This window comes from Polycladidibacter hongkongensis, from assembly GCF_001561995.1.
GTDB classification, from domain to species: domain Bacteria; phylum Pseudomonadota; class Alphaproteobacteria; order Rhizobiales; family Stappiaceae; genus Pseudovibrio; species Pseudovibrio hongkongensis.
Window position 1 is genome coordinate 209,838 of the sequence record NZ_LLWC01000024.1, and the last position, 20,255, is coordinate 230,092.

Sequence of the window (20,255 nt, forward strand, 5' to 3'; positions counted from 1 at the left end):
CGGTCCTTGCCTGCCTCTCTAGAGCGGTGTTTTGATAAAGCACGGCCTTTTTCGCCGGATATTAGCGGTTTCTTTGGTGCGTCTGCTGGTTTTTGCTGGCAGCGCCATAAAAAACACTATATGCCGGTAAAACTAAGCAAAGATTTGCCAAGGGCCGGATGCTCTTGGAGAGTATATGAGGGGCGCCCCTCAAAACATCGCGAGGTTAGAACAGATGAGCAAAGCTAGCGGCGGCGATAGCAAAAACACGCTTTACTGCTCGTTTTGCGGCAAGAGCCAGCACGAGGTGCGCAAGCTGATCGCAGGGCCAACGGTCTTTATCTGTGATGAGTGCGTTGAGCTGTGCATGGACATCATTCGCGAGGAAAACAAATCCTCGCTGGTGAAATCCCGTGATGGCATTCCAACTCCGCAAGAAATTTCCAAGGTTCTAGATGATTATGTGATTGGTCAGAGCCGCGCCAAGAAGGTGCTTTCTGTTGCCGTTCATAACCATTACAAGCGCCTCAACCATGCGGCCAAGGGCGAGGATGTTGAACTTTCCAAGTCCAATATCCTGCTGGTTGGACCAACCGGCTGCGGTAAGACGCTGTTGGCACAAACCTTGGCGCGCATTATTGATGTGCCGTTCACCATGGCAGATGCAACCACGCTAACCGAAGCGGGTTATGTGGGTGAGGATGTTGAAAACATCATCCTGAAGCTGTTGCAGGCAGCTGATTACAATGTAGACCGCGCCCAGCGTGGCATCGTCTACATCGACGAGGTCGACAAGATTACCCGTAAGGCGGAGAATCCGTCGATTACGCGTGATGTGTCTGGTGAAGGTGTGCAGCAGGCCCTTCTGAAAATTATGGAGGGTACGGTTGCCAGCGTGCCGCCGCAGGGCGGGCGTAAGCATCCACAGCAAGAGTTTTTGCAGGTGGACACCACCAATATCCTGTTTATCTGCGGCGGTGCATTTGCCGGCCTTGATAAGCTGATCTCCGATCGTGGCCGTTCAACCTCTATCGGCTTTGGTGCAAGTGTCATGGCTCCAGAAGATCGTAAGGTTGGTGAGTTGTTCTCTGAGCTCGAGCCTGAAGATCTCCTGAAATTCGGCCTTATTCCGGAATTTGTCGGGCGTTTGCCCGTGGTGGCTACACTGGAAGATCTGGATGAGGATGCGCTGGTCACCATCTTGCAAGAGCCAAAGAATGCGCTTGTGAAGCAGTACCAGCGTCTGTTCGATATGGAAGAAGTGGCGTTGACCTTCCACGAAGATGCCCTGCGGGCGATTGCGCGCAAGGCCATCCAGCGTAAGACTGGTGCACGTGGTCTGCGCTCTATTCTTGAGGGAATTCTGCTTGAAACCATGTATGAATTGCCTGGGCTTAAAGGGGTCAAGGAAGTGGTGATCTCCGCCGAGGTTGTGGATGGGGATGCACGTCCACTCTATATCTACGAGGAAATGAGCGAGACATCTGCGACCAGCGCCTAAGACGGCCATTACCCAAGTTTAGGAAGGCGGGCTACTATGGTCCGCCTTTTTTGTGCGCGGGCGGACATTCGCGTAATCAAAGGTGATTGTAGGTGGCGCTGGGATGAGCGGTAAACGAGCGCATTTGGTAGGATGGGCGTTTTTTGTGGTTGTCAAACCCTAGCTCAGTTTTAGGTAAACTCGCCAAGATACTTAGGTTTTTGGTGGGTATCGGCATTTGTGCGTGGCTAAAGTGCTTCGATTGCTTGACAGGCAGGGGGTGCGACGCCACCTAATGTAGGTTAACGGCAGTCTGGCATCTGCGCTTGTGCCTTATGAAAAAGGGCAGGATGTGGATGGCCGCAAGGGGCGGGGCAAGGCTCTGCTGGCAAGGCTGCGAATTTTGTCCGCCCGGCGTTAAGCCAGAAGGGCGGACTAGAGGAAAGGAAAAAATATGGCTGACATTGACACGCGCCAGAGCGAAGAGGGGAACGGCAAAACGTTTCCAGTGCTGCCGCTGCGCGATATCGTCGTGTTTCCGCATATGATCGTGCCGTTGTTTGTCGGGCGTGAAAAATCCATTCGTGCGCTTGAAGAAGTGATGAGCGCTGATAAGCAGATTCTAATGGCGACGCAGATCAACGCGTCCGATGATGATCCTGAGACAGACCAGATTCACACAGTGGGGACTTTGGCCACTGTGCTGCAGCTGCTGAAACTGCCAGACAACACTGTAAAGGTGCTTGTCGAGGGTGGCTCTCGCGCGCAGATTACCCAGTTTACCGATCGAGAGGATCTGTTTGAAGCGGAAGCGGTAATCCTTGATGAGGCGGGTGAGGACGAAGTCGAGGTTGAAGCGCTGGCACGCTCTGTGGTCAGCGAGTTTGAGAACTACGTCAAGCTGAACAAAAAAGTTTCGCCGGAAGTGCTTGGTGCGGTGAACCAGATCGAAGATGCTTCGAAGCTGGCGGATACCATTGCCTCGCATCTGGCTGTAAAGATTGAAGAAAAACAGGATATCCTTGCTACCACTTCTGTTGGCTCGCGGCTTGAAAAAGTGCTTGGGCTGATGGAGAGTGAAATCTCTGTTTTGCAGGTGGAAAAGCGTATCCGTACCCGCGTCAAGCGGCAGATGGAGAAGACGCAGCGCGAGTACTATTTGAATGAGCAGATGAAGGCCATTCAAAAGGAGCTAGGCGATAGCGATGATGGACGCGATGAGCTGGCTGAAATCGAAGAGCGCGTTGCCAAGACCAAGCTGTCGTCAGAAGCGAAAGACAAGGTGAATGCCGAGCTGAAGAAGCTGAAGCAGATGAGCCCAATGTCTGCCGAAGCGACTGTGGTGCGCAACTATCTGGATTGGATCCTTGGTATTCCTTGGGGTAAAAAATCCAAGGTAAAGACCGATCTGAAGCTGGCAGAATCTGTGCTTGATACGGATCACTATGGTCTGGAAAAGGTCAAGGAACGGATCATCGAGTATTTAGCAGTACAGACACGCGTGAGCAAGTTGCGCGGCCCGATTCTGTGCTTGGTCGGTCCTCCAGGGGTTGGTAAAACATCGCTGGGTAAATCCATTGCCAAGGCGACGGGCCGTGAGTTCGTGCGCATGTCGCTTGGCGGTGTGCGCGATGAGGCGGAAGTGCGCGGGCACCGACGCACCTATATCGGCTCCATGCCTGGCAAAGTCATACAGTCTATGAAAAAGGCCAAGAAGATCAATCCGTTGTTCTTGCTTGATGAGATTGACAAGATGGGTATGGACTTTCGCGGGGACCCGTCTTCGGCGCTTTTGGAGGTGCTGGATCCTGAGCAGAACGGTTCCTTCATGGATCATTATCTGGAGGTTGAATACGACCTCTCCGAGGTGATGTTTGTGACCACTGCCAACACGTTGAATATTCCCGGTCCATTGATGGACCGTATGGAAGTGATCCGAATTGCCGGTTACACCGAGGATGAAAAGGTCGAGATTTGCCGTCGTCACCTGCTGCGCAAAGGGATGAAGAGCCACGGTTTGAAAGAGGCCGAGTTTGAAGTTTCAGATGAGGCGCTGCGGAAGGTTATCCGCCTCTACACCCGGGAGGCGGGGGTTCGTAACCTCGAGCGCGAGATCAACACTTTGGCGCGTAAGGCGGTGAAAGATATCCTTACCACGGATAAAACCGCGATCTCCGTTGATGAGGCGCTGACTGAAGAGTATCTCGGTGTGCCGCGATTCCGTTTTGGCCAGATGGAAGACGAAGATCAGGTTGGTGTGGTCACTGGCTTGGCGTGGACAGAAGTGGGCGGCGAGCTGCTGACCATTGAAGGCGTGATGATGCCGGGTAAAGGCAAGATGACCGTGACCGGTAACCTCAAGGACGTGATGAAGGAATCAATTTCCGCTGCTGCGTCTTATGTACGTTCCCGTTCGCGAGATTTTGGGATCGAGCCGGTGTTGTTCGACAAGCGTGAGTTGCACGTGCACGTGCCGGAAGGGGCAACGCCTAAGGACGGCCCATCTGCCGGTATTGCTATGGCAACAGCGGTTATCTCGGTTATGACTGGCATTCCAGTGAAAAAAGATGTGGCGATGACCGGCGAGATTACCTTGCGGGGCCGTGTGTTGCCGATAGGCGGCTTGAAAGAGAAGCTGCTTGCGGCACTACGTGGCGGCATCAAGAAGGTGATGATTCCTCAGGACAATGCCAAGGACTTGGCGGATATTCCGGAGAACGTGAAGAACGCGTTGGATATCGTCCCTGTTTCGCAGATGGATGAAGTGCTGAAACACGCGCTTGTCCGGGCGCCTGAGGCCATTGAATGGACCGAGGCTGACGAGGCGAAACAGACCGAGGCTCTCGTTAAGGAAGCCTCTGAAGGTGTCCGTACTGCGCACTGATTGGTAAATTTGCCAGCTATTGAGGAAGCCCCGCCTTGCGCGGGGCTTCTTTTTTTGGAAAACAGGGGTAGAAAGCGCAGAAACCTGCGGTTTTTGCTTGATTTGAAGGCCATTTACCACGAATGTCCAAGCGAGGAGTGCGGTACGAATCCAAGTATCGCGCATTTTTTGAAAGGGACTGTCATGAACAAGAACGATCTGATTGGCGCCGTTGCTGAAAAAACCGGCCTGACCAAAGCACAGGCTGGCGAAGCTGTTGAAGCGGCATTTGAAGCCATCACCGAAACCCTGAAGGGTGGTGACGAGGTTCGTATCATCGGTTTTGGTAACTTCTCTGTGTCTGCTCGTGCAGCGACTGAGGGCCGTAACCCACGCACCGGCGAAACCATTCAGATTCCTGCTTCCAAAACACCTAAGTTTAAAGCAGGTAAAGGCCTGAAGGACGCAGTCAACGCCTAATTGGCCTGATTGGCATTCTTGCTCAAAGCCCCCGTCGCAACGCTGTTTCTTGGCGCTGCGCGGGGGTTTTTCTTTGTTTATGCGGAGGTGGGGCAGGTGTTGGGACAGCAAGTTGTGCACAGGGGAGGGGCAAAAAACCTAGATTCTTCACAGGTTTGCAAGAAAACACAATTATTCCCTTGCCAAAAAAAGGCAGCTTGGCTAAACAGCCCTCACGCCAAACGGCGGCAAGGAAATGGGCGATTAGCTCAGTTGGTAGAGCGCTTCGTTTACACCGAAGATGTCGGGAGTTCGAGTCTCTCATCGCCCACCATTTCTTCTGCCAGTGCTGTGATGTGCGGGCGATTAGCTCAGTTGGTAGAGCGCTTCGTTTACACCGAAGATGTCGGGAGTTCGAGTCTCTCATCGCCCACCATTCACACTCGGCTCCGTTTGTAGCGGGCGATTAGCTCAGTTGGTAGAGCGCTTCGTTTACACCGAAGATGTCGGGAGTTCGAGTCTCTCATCGCCCACCATTCCCCTTCCATTTTTTATTCTTGCTGAAATTCTGGAAATCCGGACAAGCGTCGTTGTTGTTCGTGTCAGCTTGCTGAGCTGTATCGCGAGGCTGCTGGCTTCGCCATGTTGGTCTGCTTAATTCTCCATGTTTTCTTTTTATCTTCTTTTTGAAATGGGGAGCCGCACCGAGGCAGGGTAGGGGGCAATAGATTCTCCGAATGTGTGCTTGACCGATTTTTAAAATGTTTCGCCAGTTCGCATCCTAGGTCTTTGAAGATAATAGGGTTCTGGCTGTGGGAAATGATTTTCTTATCCACAAAATCAGGGTTATTTTCTGCGAAAATGAGGTTTTTGACCGAGTTATTCAGGAAAATCTTGGCAATCGTATTTTGGGCGCTTGACTTGGGGGCGGGGAGGCCGTACATCAGCGCCACGTCAGGGCGACACAGCGCCCCTGAGGAGAGCGGGTGTAGCTCAGTTGGTTAGAGTGCCGGCCTGTCACGCCGGAGGTCGCGGGTTCGAGCCCCGTCACTCGCGCCACTTTCCTCAAAAGTGCTGTTCAAATTGACGCAAGTTTACCGGGAGCGGGTGTAGCTCAGTTGGTTAGAGTGCCGGCCTGTCACGCCGGAGGTCGCGGGTTCGAGCCCCGTCACTCGCGCCACTTTCTATTTAAGAAAGTGGGGAACTGGTAAGCAAATCAAAATGGGCGGGTGTAGCTCAGTTGGTTAGAGTGCCGGCCTGTCACGCCGGAGGTCGCGGGTTCGAGCCCCGTCACTCGCGCCACTCATTTTGAATAGACGAAAAAACCCGGTTGCCTCAGGCACCGGGTTTTCGTTTGTTTGGCACCAAGTAATTTCAATAGGTTCAGTGGCGCGCGCCGATCTGATACTTCACTGATTTGGGGCGAGAGTGGTAATCTGCAAGTTCGCGATAAGTAAATATGCGTAGCCAAGAGGGTGGCAAGCGGTTTAGCAACTGGCTGAAACACGCGAATTACTCGCAATTAGGGTGCTGTTGTTTGCGCAGGGCATGGACTCACTGGCGCGTTCGCTAGTAGTGGCTACGCAGTTTTCCACTTCTCGCGCTATTTTCCGATAAAAAAGAGGCAAATCGGCAAGTTTTTTTTGCAATACATGACTATTTGGTTCATATATTTATTTAGCAAGGAAACCTGCGGGTTTTTGCGTTGTGGCGTCGCTGTGACAATCTGTCTTAGCTGCGGCGTGGTGAATTATGGCGGTTTTGTGCCGCCCCTAGGGCTTGCGCAAGGCGCAAAGCATAAGCTAATCCAGAGCTCGCAAGTGGTGCCTGTCTGGTTGCTGGTGCATTTCTTCTTAGAGTTTTTGCCCTATTTCCAGATCATGACACTGTCAGTCTAGTTTTGGTCTCACCGGCCTCCCACGCGCAGGGACACGAATTATGGAAGACCTCTTGCGGGAGTATATCCCGATCGTTGTCTTTATCGGAGTAGCTTTGGTTATCGGGCTTGCTCTGTTGATTTCGCCATTTCTGTTGGCCTACAAAAATCCGGATTCTGAAAAGCTTTCTGCTTATGAATGTGGTTTCAATGCGTTTGACGATGCGCGCATGAAATTCGACATCCGGTTCTACCTCGTTGCTATTCTCTTCATCATCTTTGATTTGGAAGTTGCTTTCCTGTTCCCTTGGGCTGTTGTCTTTGGTGATTTGGGCTGGTTCGGCTTTGGCTCGATGATGATGTTTCTCGGGGTGCTGACAATCGGCTTTATTTATGAATGGAAGAAAGGGGCGCTGGAATGGGATTGATTTCCGACACCTCCCAGCCGCTGGTTTCCAAGCCTGCTACCGGCATTATTGACCCAAACACCGGACAGCCGATTGGCGCGACCGATCCGTTTTATCAGCAAGTTAACAACGAGCTGGCGGATAAAGGCTTTCTGGTTACGTCCACCGATAGTCTGATCCAGTGGGCGCGTACTGGCTCGCTGATGTGGATGACATTCGGTCTGGCATGCTGCGCTGTTGAGATGATGCATATGTCAATGCCCCGCTATGATGGCGAACGTTTCGGGTTTGCGCCGCGTGGTTCCCCCCGCCAGTCTGATGTGATGATTGTCGCAGGTACACTGACCAACAAAATGGCGCCGGCGCTGCGCAAGGTTTACGATCAGATGCCCGAGCCGCGCTATGTGATCTCCATGGGTTCTTGTGCCAATGGCGGCGGCTACTACCACTATTCCTATTCAGTGGTACGGGGCTGTGACCGGGTGGTGCCTGTCGATATCTACGTGCCGGGGTGTCCTCCTACTGCTGAAGCGCTGCTTTATGGCGTGCTGCTGTTGCAGAAGAAGATCCGTCGCACGGGAACGATCGAGCGATAGTTTAATCGGGTGGGAGCGATCTTCCACCCATTCCTTTTGGTCCAACGGACAGGAATTTGGTTCATGGACGAGACACTTAGCGATTTGGGCGAAGCGCTTGAGCTGGCTTTGGGGGAGTTGATTACCTCCCAGCAGATCGCGTTTGGCGAATTGACGCTGAATGTGAGCGCCGATAACCTGATCAAGGTGCTGCGCTTCTTGCGTGATGACACCCGCTGCGGGTTTGTGGCGCTGGTTGATATTTGCGGGGTAGATTATCCTGAGCGCGCACAGCGCTTTGAGGTGGTTTATCATTTGCTGTCACCGCGCCATAACCTGCGGGTGCGGGTTAAGGTTGCCTGTGACGAGGCGACGCCGGTGCCGTCGGCGACTGCGGTTTATCCCGGGGCTGACTGGTTTGAGCGTGAGGCCTACGACATGTACGGCATTTTGTTCTCCGATCACCCGGATCTGCGCCGCATCTTGACCGACTATGGCTTTGATGGCTTCCCGCTGCGCAAAGACTTCCCGCTAACGGGGTATGTTGAGGTTCGCTATGATGACGAGCGCAAGCGCGTTGTTTACGAGCCGGTGAAGCTTACCCAAGAATTCCGCAATTTTGATTTTCTCTCGCCATGGGAGGGCACAGATTATGTGCTGCCGGGCGATGAGAAGGCATCGAACTGAGGCGTGCGTTGATGGCTGAGGCTCAGGTACGAAATTTTAACATTAACTTCGGTCCGCAGCACCCTGCGGCGCACGGTGTGTTGCGCTTGGTGCTGGAGCTGGATGGCGAAGTTGTGACCCGTGTTGATCCGCATATCGGTTTGTTGCATCGCGGCACCGAAAAGCTGATTGAACAGAAGACCTATTTGCAGGCGGTGCCGTATTTCGATCGTCTGGATTATGTGGCGCCGATGAACCAAGAGCATGCTTATGCGCTTGCGGTGGAACGGATGCTGGGTATTGAGGTGCCAAAGCGTGGCCAGCTCATTCGCGTGCTTTACTCGGAAATTGGCCGGTTGCTGTCGCACTTGCTGAACGTGACCACACAGGCCATGGATGTGGGGGCGCTCACGCCGCCTTTGTGGGGGTTTGAGCCGCGTGAAGAGCTGATGGGTTTTTACGAGCGGGCTTGCGGGGCGCGCATGCACGCCGCTTATGTTCGTCCGGGCGGAGTTCATCAGGACCTGCCGCAGGAACTCATTGATGATATTGGCGCGTGGTGTGATCCATTCCTTGGCACGCTGGATGACATCGAAGGCTTGTTGACCGATAACCGTATTTTCAAGCAGCGTAACGTTGATATTGGCGTTGTTAGCCTTGAAGATGCGTGGGCCTGGGGCTTCTCCGGTGTGATGGTGCGTGGCTCTGGCGCTAAATGGGACTTGCGTAAATCGCAGCCCTATGAGTGCTACGAGGAAATGGATTTTGACATCGCCATTGGTAAAAACGGCGATTGCTATGACCGCTATTTGATCCGCATGTTCGAGATGCGCCAATCGGTGCGTATCATGAAACAGTGTGTTGAGCAGCTGTCGTCCATCAGTGGGCCTGTTTCGGCCACAGATGGTAAAATCGTGCCGCCGAAGCGCGGTGAGATGAAGCGCTCTATGGAATCGTTGATCCACCACTTCAAGCTTTACACCGAGGGCTACCATGTGCCCGCTGGCGAAATTTATGCTGCGGTGGAAGCGCCGAAGGGCGAATTTGGTGTCTATCTGGTTTCTGATGGCTCTAACAAGCCGTATCGCTGCAAAATTAAAGCACCGGGCTATGCCCACCTGCAGGCTATGGACTTCTTGTGCCGTGGCCACCAGCTGGCCGATGTTTCTGCCGTGCTTGGTTCTCTTGACATCGTATTCGGGGAGATTGACCGGTAATGTCTGTACGGCGTCTTCATCACGAGCAGCCCGAGAGCTTTGAATTCACGCCCGAGAATATGGCGTGGGTGAATAAGACGATCGAGCGCTATCCGCAGGGCCGTCAGGCTTCTGCCGTTATTCCCGTTCTATGGCGGGCGCAAGAGCAAAACGAGGGATGGCTCAGCGAGCCGGCAATCCGTGTGGTGGCCGAGCTGCTGGATATGCCCAATATCCGCGTTTTGGAGGTTGCAACCTTCTACACCATGTTCCAACTGCAACCGGTTGGTAAAAAAGCGCATATTCAGGTGTGCGGCACCACCCCATGCCAGCTGCGCGGCGCGGAAGGTTTGATCAAGGTTTGTAAAAGCAAGATCGCCAAGCATGCGCACGAGCTTTCCGAGGATGGTGATTTCTCTTGGGAAGAGGTTGAGTGCCTTGGGGCGTGTGTCAACGCGCCAATGGTGCAGATCTTCAAGGATACCTACGAGGATCTGACCGAGGAAAGCCTGACCCAGCTGATTGACGATATCGCTGCGGGTAAACCGGTAACTCCGGGGCCACAGGTGGCGCGCCGTTTCTCCATGCCGGAAGGCGGGGCGACCACGCTTGGCGATATTAAAGATGAAACCAAGGGCGCGGATCCTGTGCCAATGGCTGTGGCTGGCTCTGATGCGGTGACAAACCATTATGCAGGGGACGCGATCAACACTGGCGGGCCGGGTTATACTGGGGTGCCACGTCCGGCGCAGGGCGGGGTTGATGATTTTGCAGCGGCCTATGCCAAAGCGCAGGCTGCAGAAGCTGCGCAGAAGGGTGAGGGTTAAGCGATGTTGCAAGATTCTGATCGTATCTTCACCAATATTTACGGCGTGCATGATTGGGGCCTTAAAGGCGCCATGCAGCGCGGATCGTGGTCGGGCACCAAAGAGGTGATCGGCAAGGGCCGCGACTGGATTATTGAAGAGATGAAGGCCTCGGGCCTGCGCGGACGCGGCGGGGCTGGCTTTCCAACCGGTCTCAAATGGTCGTTCATGCCCAAGAAAAGCGACGGCCGCCCAGCTTATCTGGTGGTGAATGCCGATGAGTCGGAGCCGGGCACCTGTAAAGACCGCGAAATTCTACGCCATGACCCGCACCACTTGGTGGAGGGGTGTTTGCTTGCCGGTTTTGCTATGGGGGCGATTGCCGCTTACATTTATGTGCGCGGTGAGTTCATTCGCGAGCGTGAACGCCTGCAAGCGGCGATTGATCAGGCTTACGATGCTGGCTTGATCGGTAAGAACAACAAGAACGGTTATGATTTTGACATCTACGTTCACCACGGCGCCGGGGCTTATATTTGCGGTGAGGAAACAGCGCTGCTTGAGAGCCTTGAGGGGAAAAAAGGCCAGCCACGGCTGAAGCCGCCATTCCCGGCCAATATGGGCCTTTATGGCAACCCGACCACGGTGAACAACGTTGAATCCATTGCTGTGGCGCCGACTATTCTTAAGCGGGGCGGGGCGTGGTTTGCAGGTATGGGCCGGCCGAACAACGCCGGGACCAAACTGTTTGCCATTTCCGGCCATGTGGAACGCCCTTGTACGGTTGAAGAAGAGATGGGTATTCCATTCAAGGACCTTATTGAGCGCCATTGCGGCGGTATTCGCGGTGGTTGGGACAATCTTTTGGCTGTTATCCCGGGTGGGTCTTCTGTTCCTTGCGTCAAGGGCGAGGACATGCGCGAAGCCCTGATGGACTTTGATGGCATGAAAGAGGTTGGTTCTTCGTTTGGTACCGCTGCGGTGATAGTGATGGACAAGTCCACTGATATCATCAAGGCGATTGCCCGGCTTTCCTACTTCTACAAGCACGAGAGCTGCGGCCAGTGTACGCCGTGCCGCGAGGGCACCGGCTGGATGTGGCGGGTGATGGAACGCATGGTCAAGGGCGAAAGCTCCTATGAAGAAATCGACATGCTGTTCAAGGTGACCAAGCAGGTTGAGGGGCACACTATTTGTGCGCTTGGCGATGCGGCGGCTTGGCCAATTCAAGGGCTTATTCGCAATTTCCGTCCGGTGATTGAAGACCGGATCGACCAATATGTCGCCCGTAAACGCAGCGCTCCGGCGCAAGCGGCAGAATAGCGGGAGGCAGGAGCGAGAAATGCGTAAGATTGTCGTAGACGGCAAAGAGGTTGAAGTTCCAGCGGATTACACGCTGCTTCAGGCTTGTGAAGAAGCTGGCGCGGAAGTGCCGCGCTTTTGTTATCATGATCGGCTGTCCATTGCCGGTAACTGCCGCATGTGCCTTGTGGAAGTGAAGGGCGGGCCGCCAAAGCCGACCGCCTCTTGTGCCATGAGCGTAAAAGACATGCGTCCAGGGCCGGAAGGTCAGCCGCCGGAAGTGTTTACCAAAAGCCCGATGGTGAAGAAGGCCCGCGAGGGGGTGATGGAGTTTTTGCTCATCAACCACCCGCTGGATTGCCCGATCTGCGATCAGGGCGGTGAATGTGACTTGCAAGACCAAGCCATGGCGTATGGAGTGGACAGCTCCCGCTTTGGTGAAAACAAACGTGCGGTCGAGAACAAGTATATTGGCCCATTGGTGAAAACCATCATGTCGCGCTGCATTCACTGCACGCGCTGTGTGCGCTTCACCACCGAGGTTGCCGGTGTTTCCGAGCTGGGGCTGATTGGCCGCGGGGAAGATGCCGAGATTACCACATACTTGGAAGCGGCTTTGTCCTCTGAATTGCAGGGCAACGTGATTGACCTTTGTCCGGTAGGTGCGCTGACATCGCGTCCTTATGCATTTAATGCGCGCCCTTGGGAGCTTACCAAGACCGAGAGCATCGATGTGATGGATGCCATGGGTTCGGCGATCCGTGTTGATACGCGTGGGCGCGAAGTGATGCGTATTATGCCACGGATCAATGACGAAGTGAACGAGGAATGGATCTCTGACAAGTCCCGCTTTATCTGGGATGGTTTGAAGACCCAGCGCCTTGATCGCCCTTATGTCAAAGTTGACGGCAAGCTGAAAGCGGCGAGCTGGAATGAGGCGTTTGCCGCGATTGCGCAGAAACTCAATGGTGTTTCTGGCGAGAAGATCGGCGCGATTGCCGGTGATCTGGCTTCAACCGAAGAGTTGTTCGCACTTAAAGCCTTGCTGAACTCGCTTGGCTCTGAAAACGTTGATTGCCGTCAGGATGGGGCAAAGCTTGATCCTAGCCTTGGCCGTGGCAGCTACCTGTTCAACTCCTCAATTGAGGGGATTGAAGAGGCGGATGCGATCTTACTGGTGGGGACTAACCCGCGGCTTGAGGCACCGGTGCTGAATGCGCGTATTCGCAAAATTTGGCGGCAGGGTGGTTTGAAGGTTGCCTCTATCGGCACGCCGGAAGACCTCACATACGACTATGATTATCTGGGTGCTGGCACTGACAGTCTTGCCGCTCTGGCAAAGGGTGAGGGCGAGTTTTTTGCCACACTGAAGAGCGCCAAGCGGCCAATGATTATTGTTGGTGGCGGTGCGATGGCACGTGAAGATGGCGCAGCGGTGCTGGCAACAGCTGCCAAACTTGCAGGTGAAGTTGGTGCGCTTGATGAGGCGTGGAACGGCTTTAACATTTTGCACACAGCGGCGAGCCGTGTTGGCGGGCTGGATGTTGGCTTCGTGCCAACTGGCAAAGGCAAAGATGTGGCGCAGATGCAAGAAGCTGCGGCGGCAGGTGCGCTGGATGTGGTGTTCTTGCTTGGGGCGGACGAGCTGGAGATGGACGCCTTTGGTGATGCCTGTGTGATTTACTTAGGCACCCATGGTGATCGTGCAGCGCACCGGGCTGACATCATTTTGCCAGCAGCAGCTTACACCGAGAAGCCGGGCACCTATGTGAACCTTGAAGGGCGCGCTCAACAGGCAATCCGGGCGGCTTTCCCTCCTGGTGATGCCCGTGAGGACTGGGCTATCTTCCGGGCGCTGTCTGGCGTACTTGGCAAAGCCTTGCCCTTTGACAGTTTTGCGCAGCTGCGCGCTGCGATGGTGGCAGCTCATCCGCACCTTGGGGATGTGGACGAGATTAAAGCTGGTGCGCTTGGGGATGTTCAGGCAGTTGCAGCTGCTGGCGGACAGATGCAGGGTTCCGGTTTTGCGCCTGTTTATAGCGACTTTTACATGACTAACCCGATTGCCCGTGCTTCGGCGGTGATGGCGCAGTGTTCTGCTCTTGCCAAGAAGCGGTTGGCAGACGCAGCCGAATAGGGGACGAGGGATGAGCGAACTTTGGTTTGACTATGGTTTGCCGCTGGTCATCATGCTGGCGCAGAGCGTCTTGCTGATGGTGGTGTTGCTGCTGATCATCGCGTATGTGCTTTATGCGGACCGGAAGATCTGGGCCGCGGTGCAGATCCGCCGAGGGCCTAACGTTGTGGGCCCGTGGGGACTGTTTCAGAGCTTTGCGGACTTGCTGAAATTTGTGTTGAAGGAACCGGTTATTCCGGCAACTTCCGACAAGTTCCTGTTTTTGTTTGCGCCGCTGATTACGGTGGTGCTGTCGCTTGCGGGCTGGGTGGTTATTCCCGTTGCCGAGGGCTGGTGCATTGCTGATATTAATGTTGGCATTCTCTACGTCTTTGCGATTTCCTCCCTTGGGGTTTACGGGGTGATTATTGGTGGTTGGGCCTCCAACTCCAAGTACCCGTTTCTTTCTGCCTTGCGCTCTGCTGCGCAGATGGTTTCCTACGAGGTTTCCATTGGGTTTGTGATTGTTACCGTGCTGTTGTGCGTTGGCTCGCTGAACCTCTCTGACATCGTAATGGCGCAGAAAACCGGCCTTGCAGATATGCTGGGCGTGCCGTGGCTGACCATTTTGAACTGGTACTGGCTGCCATTGTTCCCGATGTTTGTGGTGTTCTTTGTCTCTGCGTTGGCAGAGACGAACCGTCCGCCATTTGATCTTGCTGAAGCGGAATCTGAATTGGTTGCCGGTTTCATGGTCGAGTACGGCTCCACCCCTTACATGATGTTCATGCTTGGTGAATACGTGGCGATTGCACTGATGTGTGCGCTTACCACCATCCTGTTTATGGGAGGTTGGTTGCCGCCGCTGGACTTCGCGCCGTTTACATGGGTACCGGGTGTGGTGTGGTTCTTCCTTAAGGCCTCCATGGTGTTCTTTATGTTCGCCATGGTGAAGGCGATGGTGCCGCGCTACCGCTATGACCAGCTGATGCGTCTTGGCTGGAAAGTGTTCTTGCCGCTGTCGCTGTTCATGGTGTTTGCGGTTTCTGCGGTGCTGATGGCTATGGGCTGGGCACCGACGAGCGGAGCGCTTTGAAATGGTTTCGGTGCCGGGACTGATCGGCGCCGCCCTCGGGCTGGTGCTGGGGCTTTTGAACCGCGCAATTCTGCTTGGCAGGGTCAAGATGCGTTCAGAAGCGCTGGCTCAGCATAGCCCTGAGAAATTAGCGCGTTGGCAGCAGAGCCTGCCAGCCTTGCGCCTCGCGATTTTTGTTTTAACCCTGATCGGTTTTCCGATCGTGGGCTATCTTGCCGCCGCCCAAATGGCTGGTGGCTGATGGCTCGAACCTTTGAATAGGAGAGGCTCGTGGCTACTGGAATGCAACAGGCCGCCAAATCGCTGCTGCTAAAGGAGTTTGTTTCGGCATTCTTCCTTGCCATGCGATACTTCTTCAAGCCGAAGCCGACAATCAACTATCCTTTCGAGAAAGGGGCGACAAGCCCTCGTTTTCGCGGGGAACATGCGCTGCGCCGTTATCCAAACGGGGAAGAGCGCTGTATTGCCTGTAAGCTGTGTGAAGCAATTTGTCCGGCGCAGGCAATCACCATTGAGGCCGGGCCGCGTCGCAATGACGGCACCCGTCGGACCACGCGCTATGACATTGATATGACCAAATGCATTTACTGCGGGTTCTGTCAGGAAGCGTGCCCGGTGGATGCGGTTGTTGAAGGACCGAACTTTGAATTTGCTACCGAAACCCGTGAAGAGCTGTTTTACGATAAGGAAAAACTGCTCGCCAACGGAGAGCGGTGGGAGCGTGAGATTGCGCGCAATATCGCAGCGGATGCGCCTTATCGTTAAGCCTTGGCCCGCAGGCGCTAGCGCGTGGCGGGCAGGGGCTTTGAGGCCGTCTTAAAACTAGTTTGTGCCAGTGCTTCGTGTGGCTGGCTCTTATGCAAAGGACAGAGGCAACCTAACATGGTTTTGCAGGCTCTTTTCTTCTATCTGTTTGCCGGTATTGCTGTTGCATCCGCTTTTATGGTGATCGCGGCAAGAAACCCGGTGCACTCGGTGCTGTTTCTCATCCTGTGCTTTATCAATGCAGCGGCGCTGTTTGTGTTGATTGGTGCTGAATATCTGGCGATGCTGCTTATCGTGGTCTATGTGGGCGCGGTGATGGTGTTGTTCCTGTTTGTGGTGATGATGCTGGACGTTGATTTTGCCGAGATGAAGCGCGGTGTTCTTCAGTATTTGCCGATTGGCGGGCTGGTCGGCTTTATCCTGCTGGCCGAGCTGTTGATGGCAATTGGCGGCTGGGTCATCATGCCAGAGGCTTATAGCGGCGGTGCGCTGCCGATTGTTGCCGAGGGCAAGCAGAACATCGCCCAGATCGGCGCGGTGCTTTACACCAAATACATCTTCTATTTCCAAGCCTGTGGCATCATTTTGCTGGTGGCGATGATCGGTGCGATTGTGCTGACTTTGCGCCATAAGCCAAATGTTAAACGTCAAGACATTCCAACGCAGGTGGCACGCACGCCGGAGACTTCTATTGAAGTGGTCTCTGTTGAGAGCGGCAAGGGGATCTAACATGGGTGTTGTTGGCGTGAATGAAACAGGCGCGGCTCTGCAAGTGGGCTGCTGTTACAAACACTTTGAATTCAAGCGGTGAGGTCCCATGGAAATCGGTCTATCTCATTACCTTTCTGTTGCGGCGATCCTATTTACCATCGGGATTTTCGGGATCTTCCTCAACCGGAAAAACGTTATCGTCATTTTGATGTCTATCGAGCTGCTGCTGTTGGCGGTGAACATCAACTTTGTAGCGTTCTCTGTGTTTCTTAATGATCTTGTCGGGCAGATCTTTACCTTGCTGGTGCTCACGGTGGCAGCAGCCGAGGCGGCGATTGGCCTTGCTATTCTTGTGGTCTACTTCCGCAATCGTGGGTCGATTGCCGTTGAAGACGTCAATATGATGAAAGGTTAAGCGGCGAATGTACTCTGCAATCGTATTTCTGCCGCTGGTTGGCTTTTTGATTGCCGGGCTCTTTGGCCGGGCAATCGGGGCAAAAGCCAGCGAATATGTAACCAGCTCCTTACTGGTGGTGGCGGCGCTGCTCTCTTGGGTTGCGTTTTTTGATGTGGCGCTTGGCACTGAAGCGCTGGTGCAAATTCCGGTGTTGCAGTGGATTTCTTCCGGTGCGCTGGATGTGACGTGGACGCTGCGTATTGATACGCTTACCGTTGTTATGTTGGTGGTGGTGAACTCGGTGTCAGCGCTGGTGCATATCTACTCCATCGGTTACATGCATCATGATCCGCACCGCCCACGTTTTTTTGCCTATTTGTCGCTGTTTACCTTTGCCATGCTGTCGCTTGTGACCTCCGACAATCTGCTGCAAATGTTCTTTGGCTGGGAAGGCGTGGGCCTTGCCTCCTACTTACTCATCGGCTTCTGGTTTAAGAAGCCATCGGCCAATGCGGCGGCGATGAAAGCCTTTGTTGTCAACCGTGTGGGTGATTTTGGTTTCCTGCTGGGGATCTTCGGCGTCTACATGATGTTCGGGACGATCAGCTATGACGATATTTTTGCGCAAGCGGGGGCGATTGCCGCCGGAACCGCGCAAAACGCGCCTTCGCTGGAGTTCCTTGGGTATTCGCTGAGCTTTGACAGCGCGATTACGGTTACCTGCCTGCTGCTCTTCCTCGGGGCTATGGGTAAGTCTGCCCAGCTGCTGCTGCACACCTGGTTGCCAGATGCGATGGAGGGGCCGACACCGGTTTCGGCATTGATCCACGCGGCGACCATGGTGACGGCGGGTGTGTTTATGGTTGCACGTCTTTCGCCGCTGTTTGAACTGTCGCACACCGCCTTGACCGTAGTTACCTTCGTGGGGGCTTCTACAGCGTTGTTTGCCGGTACTATTGGCTGCGTGCAGAACGATATCAAACGCGTGATTGCCTACTCCACTTGTTCGCAGCTTGGTTACATGTTTGTGGCGCTGGGGATCGGTGCTTACGGTGTCGCAGTATTCCACCTGTTCACGCACGCGTTCTTTAAAGCGCTGTTGTTCCTTTGTGCCGGGTCGGTGATCCATGCGGTGTCCGACGAGCAGGACATGCGCCGCATGGGCGGCTTGCGCAAGCATATTCCGGTGACCTACTGGACGATGTTTATCGGCACACTGGCGCTCACCGGCTTTGGTATTCCGCTTGTACATATCGGGCACACCTATTTGGGTACGGCCGGGTTTATCTCCAAGGATGCGATTATCGAAGCGACCTATGCTGGGCATAATGCAGCATCCAACTTCGCCTTCTGGATGACGATTGCTGCGGCGTTCCTGACATCGTTCTACTCTTGGCGTCTCACCTTCATGACGTTCCACGGCAAGCCGCGCGCTTCTGTGGATGTAATGAAGCATGTGCACGAGAGCCCGCTGGTGATGACAGTGCCTTTGTTTGTGCTTGCTGTCGGGGCGCTGTTTGCCGGCATGGCTTTCCAGAGCGGCTTTATTGGCGAGACCTATGACACCTTCTGGAAAGGGGCGCTGTTTACCGGGGCAGATAACCATGTGTTGCACGACATGCATCATGTGCCGATCTGGGTTAAGCTGATGCCATTTATCATGATGGTTGCGGGCTTCCTGCTGGCGGTGCAGTTCTATATCCGTAAACCGGACGCACCGAAGAAACTGGCCGAGCGGCACGATGCGCTCTACCAGTTCTTGCTGAACAAGTGGTACTTTGACGAGCTCTACGACTTCCTGTTTGTTAAACCTTCGCTGAAGCTTGGCCGCTTTTTGTGGAAGCGCGGCGACGGCGCGGTGATTGACGGCATGGGCCCTGATGGCATTGCCGCCCGCGTGCAGCAGATAACGGCGCAGGTCGTGCGTTTGCAGTCTGGTTATATCTACCACTACGCCTTTGCGATGCTGATCGGTGTGGCGTTTTTTATCACCCTTTCAATGTTCTCGGGCGGGGGAGCCCACTGATGAGCGATTGGTCCATTTTATCTATCACCACGTTCCTGCCGCTGGTTGGGGTGTTCTTTATCTTGCTGGTTCGCGGCGAAGATGAGGAAGCCAAGACCAATATCCGGCGGGTGGCGCTGATCACCACCTGTTTCACCTTTGTGATCTCCCTGTTCATCTGGGGCGGGTTTACCTATGAGAACCCCGGCTTCCAGATGGTGGAAAAGCACGAGTGGATGGGGGGCATGTTCTCCTACCACATGGGGGTGGATGGCATTTCGATGCTGTTCGTGATCCTGACCACGTTCCTGATGCCGTTTTGTATTCTGGCCAGCTGGGACAGTGTGCAGACCCGGGTCAAGGAATACATGATTGCGTTCCTTATTCTGGAAACCCTGATGATCGGTGTGTTTTGCGCGTTGGATCTGGTGCTGTTCTATGTGTTCTTCGAGGCGGGCCTTATACCGTTGTTCCTGATCATCGGGGTGTGGGGCGGGCCGCGCCGTGTCTATGCCAGCTACAAGTTTTTCCTTTATACGCTGCTTGGCTCGGTGTTGATGCTGATTGCGATCATGAGCATGTATTGGCATGCCGGTACGCTGGAAATTCCGGAGTTGATGCAGGCGAACTTCCCAGAGGGGATGCAGACGTGGTTGTGGCTTGCGTTCTTTGCCAGCTTTGCGGTGAAAATGCCGATGTGGCCGGTTCACACTTGGTTGCCAGATGCACACGTGGAGGCACCCACCGCCGGTTCCGTTATTTTGGCGGGTATCCTGCTTAAAATGGGTGGCTACGGGTTCTTGCGGTTCTCCTTGCCGATGTTCCCGCTGGCGAGCGAGTTCTTCGCGCCGATGGTATTTGCGCTTTCGGTGGTGGCGATTATCTACACCTCGCTGGTTGCGCTGGCGCAAGAGGACATTAAAAAGCTGATTGCCTACTCTTCAGTGGCGCATATGGGCTATGTGACCATGGGGATCTTCACCATGAATGCCTATGGTATTCAGGGGGCATTGTTCCAGATGTTGTCGCATGGTCTGGTTTCTGGCGCGCTGTTCCTTTGTGTTGGCGTGATCTATGACCGTATGCACACACGGCAGATTGCTGCTTATGGCGGGCTGGTGAACATTATGCCCAAATATGCGGTGGCGTTTCTTATTCTGACCATGGCGAATGTGGGCCTACCGGGTACTTCCGGGTTTGTGGGTGAATTCCTGACCCTGCTTGGTGCCTTTGAGGCAAACAGCTGGGTTGCGTTCTTCGCAGCAAGCGGTGTTATCCTCTCTGCGGCCTATGCGCTTTACCTCTACCGCCGGGTGGTGTTTGGGTCACTGGATAAGGAAAGCCTGAAATCCATGCTGGATCTTTCCTTGCGGGAGAAAGTGCTGCTGGCACCATTGGTGCTGCTGGTGATCTTCTTCGGCTTCTACCCAATGCCGGTGTTTGATGTGACTGCGGCCTCTGTGGATGTCTTGATTAACAATTACAACGCAGCTGTGCAGGCGGGGGCCAATGTGTCCAGCGCTGTTGCAGCCGCTGCGCACTAAGGGGGCGCGCTG

General features: G+C 54.4%; 19 protein-coding genes and 6 tRNA genes. 24 read left to right on the plus strand and 1 reads right to left on the minus strand.

What is annotated here, in order from left to right:
• Window positions 1-214: 214 nt before the first annotated feature.
• The 6 genes from clpX to AYK82_RS12495 all read left to right on the plus strand — a co-directional run bounded on the left by clpX (window position 215) and on the right by AYK82_RS12495 (window position 5,317).
• Window positions 215-1,480 (plus strand): ATP-dependent Clp protease ATP-binding subunit ClpX, encoded by a 1,266-nt coding sequence (gene clpX, locus AYK82_RS12470; RefSeq protein ID WP_068316266.1) that lies wholly within the window; start codon window positions 215-217, stop codon window positions 1,478-1,480.
• Between the two features lie 433 nt (window positions 1,481-1,913).
• On the plus strand, window positions 1,914-4,343 hold the full coding sequence (gene lon, locus AYK82_RS12475) for an endopeptidase La (protein ID WP_068316269.1): 2,430 nt from the start codon (window positions 1,914-1,916) through the stop codon (window positions 4,341-4,343).
• Between the two features lie 156 nt (window positions 4,344-4,499).
• Window positions 4,500-4,802 carry an HU family DNA-binding protein gene (locus AYK82_RS12480; RefSeq protein WP_482811860.1) on the plus strand — a complete coding sequence of 101 codons (303 nt, stop codon included), beginning with the start codon at window positions 4,500-4,502 and terminating at the stop codon, window positions 4,800-4,802.
• Between the two features lie 237 nt (window positions 4,803-5,039).
• Window positions 5,040-5,115 (plus strand) — tRNA-Val (locus tag AYK82_RS12485).
• Between the two features lie 26 nt (window positions 5,116-5,141).
• Window positions 5,142-5,217 (plus strand) — tRNA-Val (locus AYK82_RS12490).
• 24 nt (window positions 5,218-5,241) lie between these two features.
• Window positions 5,242-5,317, plus strand: a tRNA-Val gene (locus AYK82_RS12495).
• A 66-nt stretch (window positions 5,318-5,383) separates the two neighbouring features.
• Here AYK82_RS12495 and AYK82_RS18125 read toward each other — a convergent pair.
• Window positions 5,384-5,725 (minus strand): hypothetical protein, encoded by a 342-nt coding sequence (locus AYK82_RS18125; RefSeq protein ID WP_068316272.1) that lies wholly within the window; start codon window positions 5,723-5,725, stop codon window positions 5,384-5,386.
• 38 nt (window positions 5,726-5,763) lie between these two features.
• On the opposite strand from AYK82_RS18125, the gene AYK82_RS12505 reads away from it, so the two are divergent.
• From AYK82_RS12505 to AYK82_RS12590, 18 genes are all read left to right on the plus strand, one after another.
• A tRNA-Asp gene (locus AYK82_RS12505) sits at window positions 5,764-5,840 on the plus strand.
• A 44-nt stretch (window positions 5,841-5,884) separates the two neighbouring features.
• Window positions 5,885-5,961, plus strand: a tRNA-Asp gene (locus AYK82_RS12510).
• A gap of 45 nt (window positions 5,962-6,006) precedes the next feature.
• Window positions 6,007-6,083: transfer RNA gene (locus tag AYK82_RS12515), tRNA-Asp, on the plus strand.
• A gap of 416 nt (window positions 6,084-6,499) precedes the next feature.
• Window positions 6,500-6,679, plus strand: a complete 180-nt coding sequence (locus AYK82_RS12520) for a hypothetical protein (protein ID WP_156453351.1) — start codon at window positions 6,500-6,502, stop codon at window positions 6,677-6,679.
• Window positions 6,680-6,719: 40 nt separating this feature from the next.
• A complete protein-coding gene (locus tag AYK82_RS12525; RefSeq protein ID WP_068316275.1) occupies window positions 6,720-7,085 on the plus strand; it encodes an NADH-quinone oxidoreductase subunit A in 366 nt (121 codons plus the stop codon).
• A complete protein-coding gene (locus AYK82_RS12530; protein WP_068316280.1) occupies window positions 7,076-7,660 on the plus strand; it encodes a NuoB/complex I 20 kDa subunit family protein in 585 nt (194 codons plus the stop codon). Before AYK82_RS12525 ends, AYK82_RS12530 begins: the two co-directional genes overlap by 10 nt.
• A gap of 63 nt (window positions 7,661-7,723) precedes the next feature.
• Window positions 7,724-8,326, plus strand: a complete 603-nt coding sequence (locus tag AYK82_RS12535; protein ID WP_068316282.1) for an NADH-quinone oxidoreductase subunit C — start codon at window positions 7,724-7,726, stop codon at window positions 8,324-8,326.
• 11 nt (window positions 8,327-8,337) lie between these two features.
• Entirely contained in the window at window positions 8,338-9,522 is a 1,185-nt protein-coding gene (locus tag AYK82_RS12540) for an NADH-quinone oxidoreductase subunit D (protein ID WP_068316284.1), read from the plus strand.
• Window positions 9,522-10,328: an NADH-quinone oxidoreductase subunit NuoE gene (nuoE, locus tag AYK82_RS12545; protein ID WP_068316287.1), complete on the plus strand. Its 807-nt coding sequence runs from the start codon at window positions 9,522-9,524 to the stop codon at window positions 10,326-10,328. Before AYK82_RS12540 ends, nuoE begins: the two co-directional genes overlap by 1 nt.
• Window positions 10,329-10,331: 3 nt before the next feature.
• The gene (gene nuoF, locus AYK82_RS12550; RefSeq protein ID WP_068316290.1) at window positions 10,332-11,630 is read left to right on the plus strand and encodes an NADH-quinone oxidoreductase subunit NuoF; all 1,299 of its coding nucleotides are present in this window, start codon (window positions 10,332-10,334) and stop codon (window positions 11,628-11,630) included.
• A 19-nt stretch (window positions 11,631-11,649) separates the two neighbouring features.
• Window positions 11,650-13,746: an NADH-quinone oxidoreductase subunit NuoG gene (gene nuoG / locus AYK82_RS12555; protein ID WP_068316292.1), complete on the plus strand. Its 2,097-nt coding sequence runs from the start codon at window positions 11,650-11,652 to the stop codon at window positions 13,744-13,746.
• A gap of 10 nt (window positions 13,747-13,756) precedes the next feature.
• Window positions 13,757-14,821, plus strand: coding sequence for an NADH-quinone oxidoreductase subunit NuoH (nuoH, locus tag AYK82_RS12560; RefSeq protein WP_068316294.1), 1,065 nt, complete (start codon window positions 13,757-13,759; stop codon window positions 14,819-14,821).
• Window position 14,822: 1 nt separating this feature from the next.
• Window positions 14,823-15,062, plus strand: coding sequence for a hypothetical protein (locus tag AYK82_RS12565; RefSeq protein WP_068316296.1), 240 nt, complete (start codon window positions 14,823-14,825; stop codon window positions 15,060-15,062).
• Between the two features lie 41 nt (window positions 15,063-15,103).
• Window positions 15,104-15,586, plus strand: coding sequence for an NADH-quinone oxidoreductase subunit NuoI (gene nuoI / locus AYK82_RS12570; RefSeq protein WP_068316298.1), 483 nt, complete (start codon window positions 15,104-15,106; stop codon window positions 15,584-15,586).
• Window positions 15,587-15,703: 117 nt separating this feature from the next.
• The gene (locus AYK82_RS12575) at window positions 15,704-16,315 is read left to right on the plus strand and encodes an NADH-quinone oxidoreductase subunit J (RefSeq protein ID WP_068316302.1); all 612 of its coding nucleotides are present in this window, start codon (window positions 15,704-15,706) and stop codon (window positions 16,313-16,315) included.
• 88 nt (window positions 16,316-16,403) lie between these two features.
• On the plus strand, window positions 16,404-16,712 hold the full coding sequence (gene nuoK, locus AYK82_RS12580; RefSeq protein WP_068316305.1) for an NADH-quinone oxidoreductase subunit NuoK: 309 nt from the start codon (window positions 16,404-16,406) through the stop codon (window positions 16,710-16,712).
• Window positions 16,713-16,719: 7 nt separating this feature from the next.
• A complete protein-coding gene (gene nuoL, locus AYK82_RS12585; RefSeq protein ID WP_068316307.1) occupies window positions 16,720-18,720 on the plus strand; it encodes an NADH-quinone oxidoreductase subunit L in 2,001 nt (666 codons plus the stop codon).
• A complete protein-coding gene (locus AYK82_RS12590) occupies window positions 18,720-20,243 on the plus strand; it encodes an NADH-quinone oxidoreductase subunit M (RefSeq protein ID WP_068316310.1) in 1,524 nt (507 codons plus the stop codon). Before nuoL ends, AYK82_RS12590 begins: the two co-directional genes overlap by 1 nt.
• Window positions 20,244-20,255: the final 12 nt, after the last annotated feature.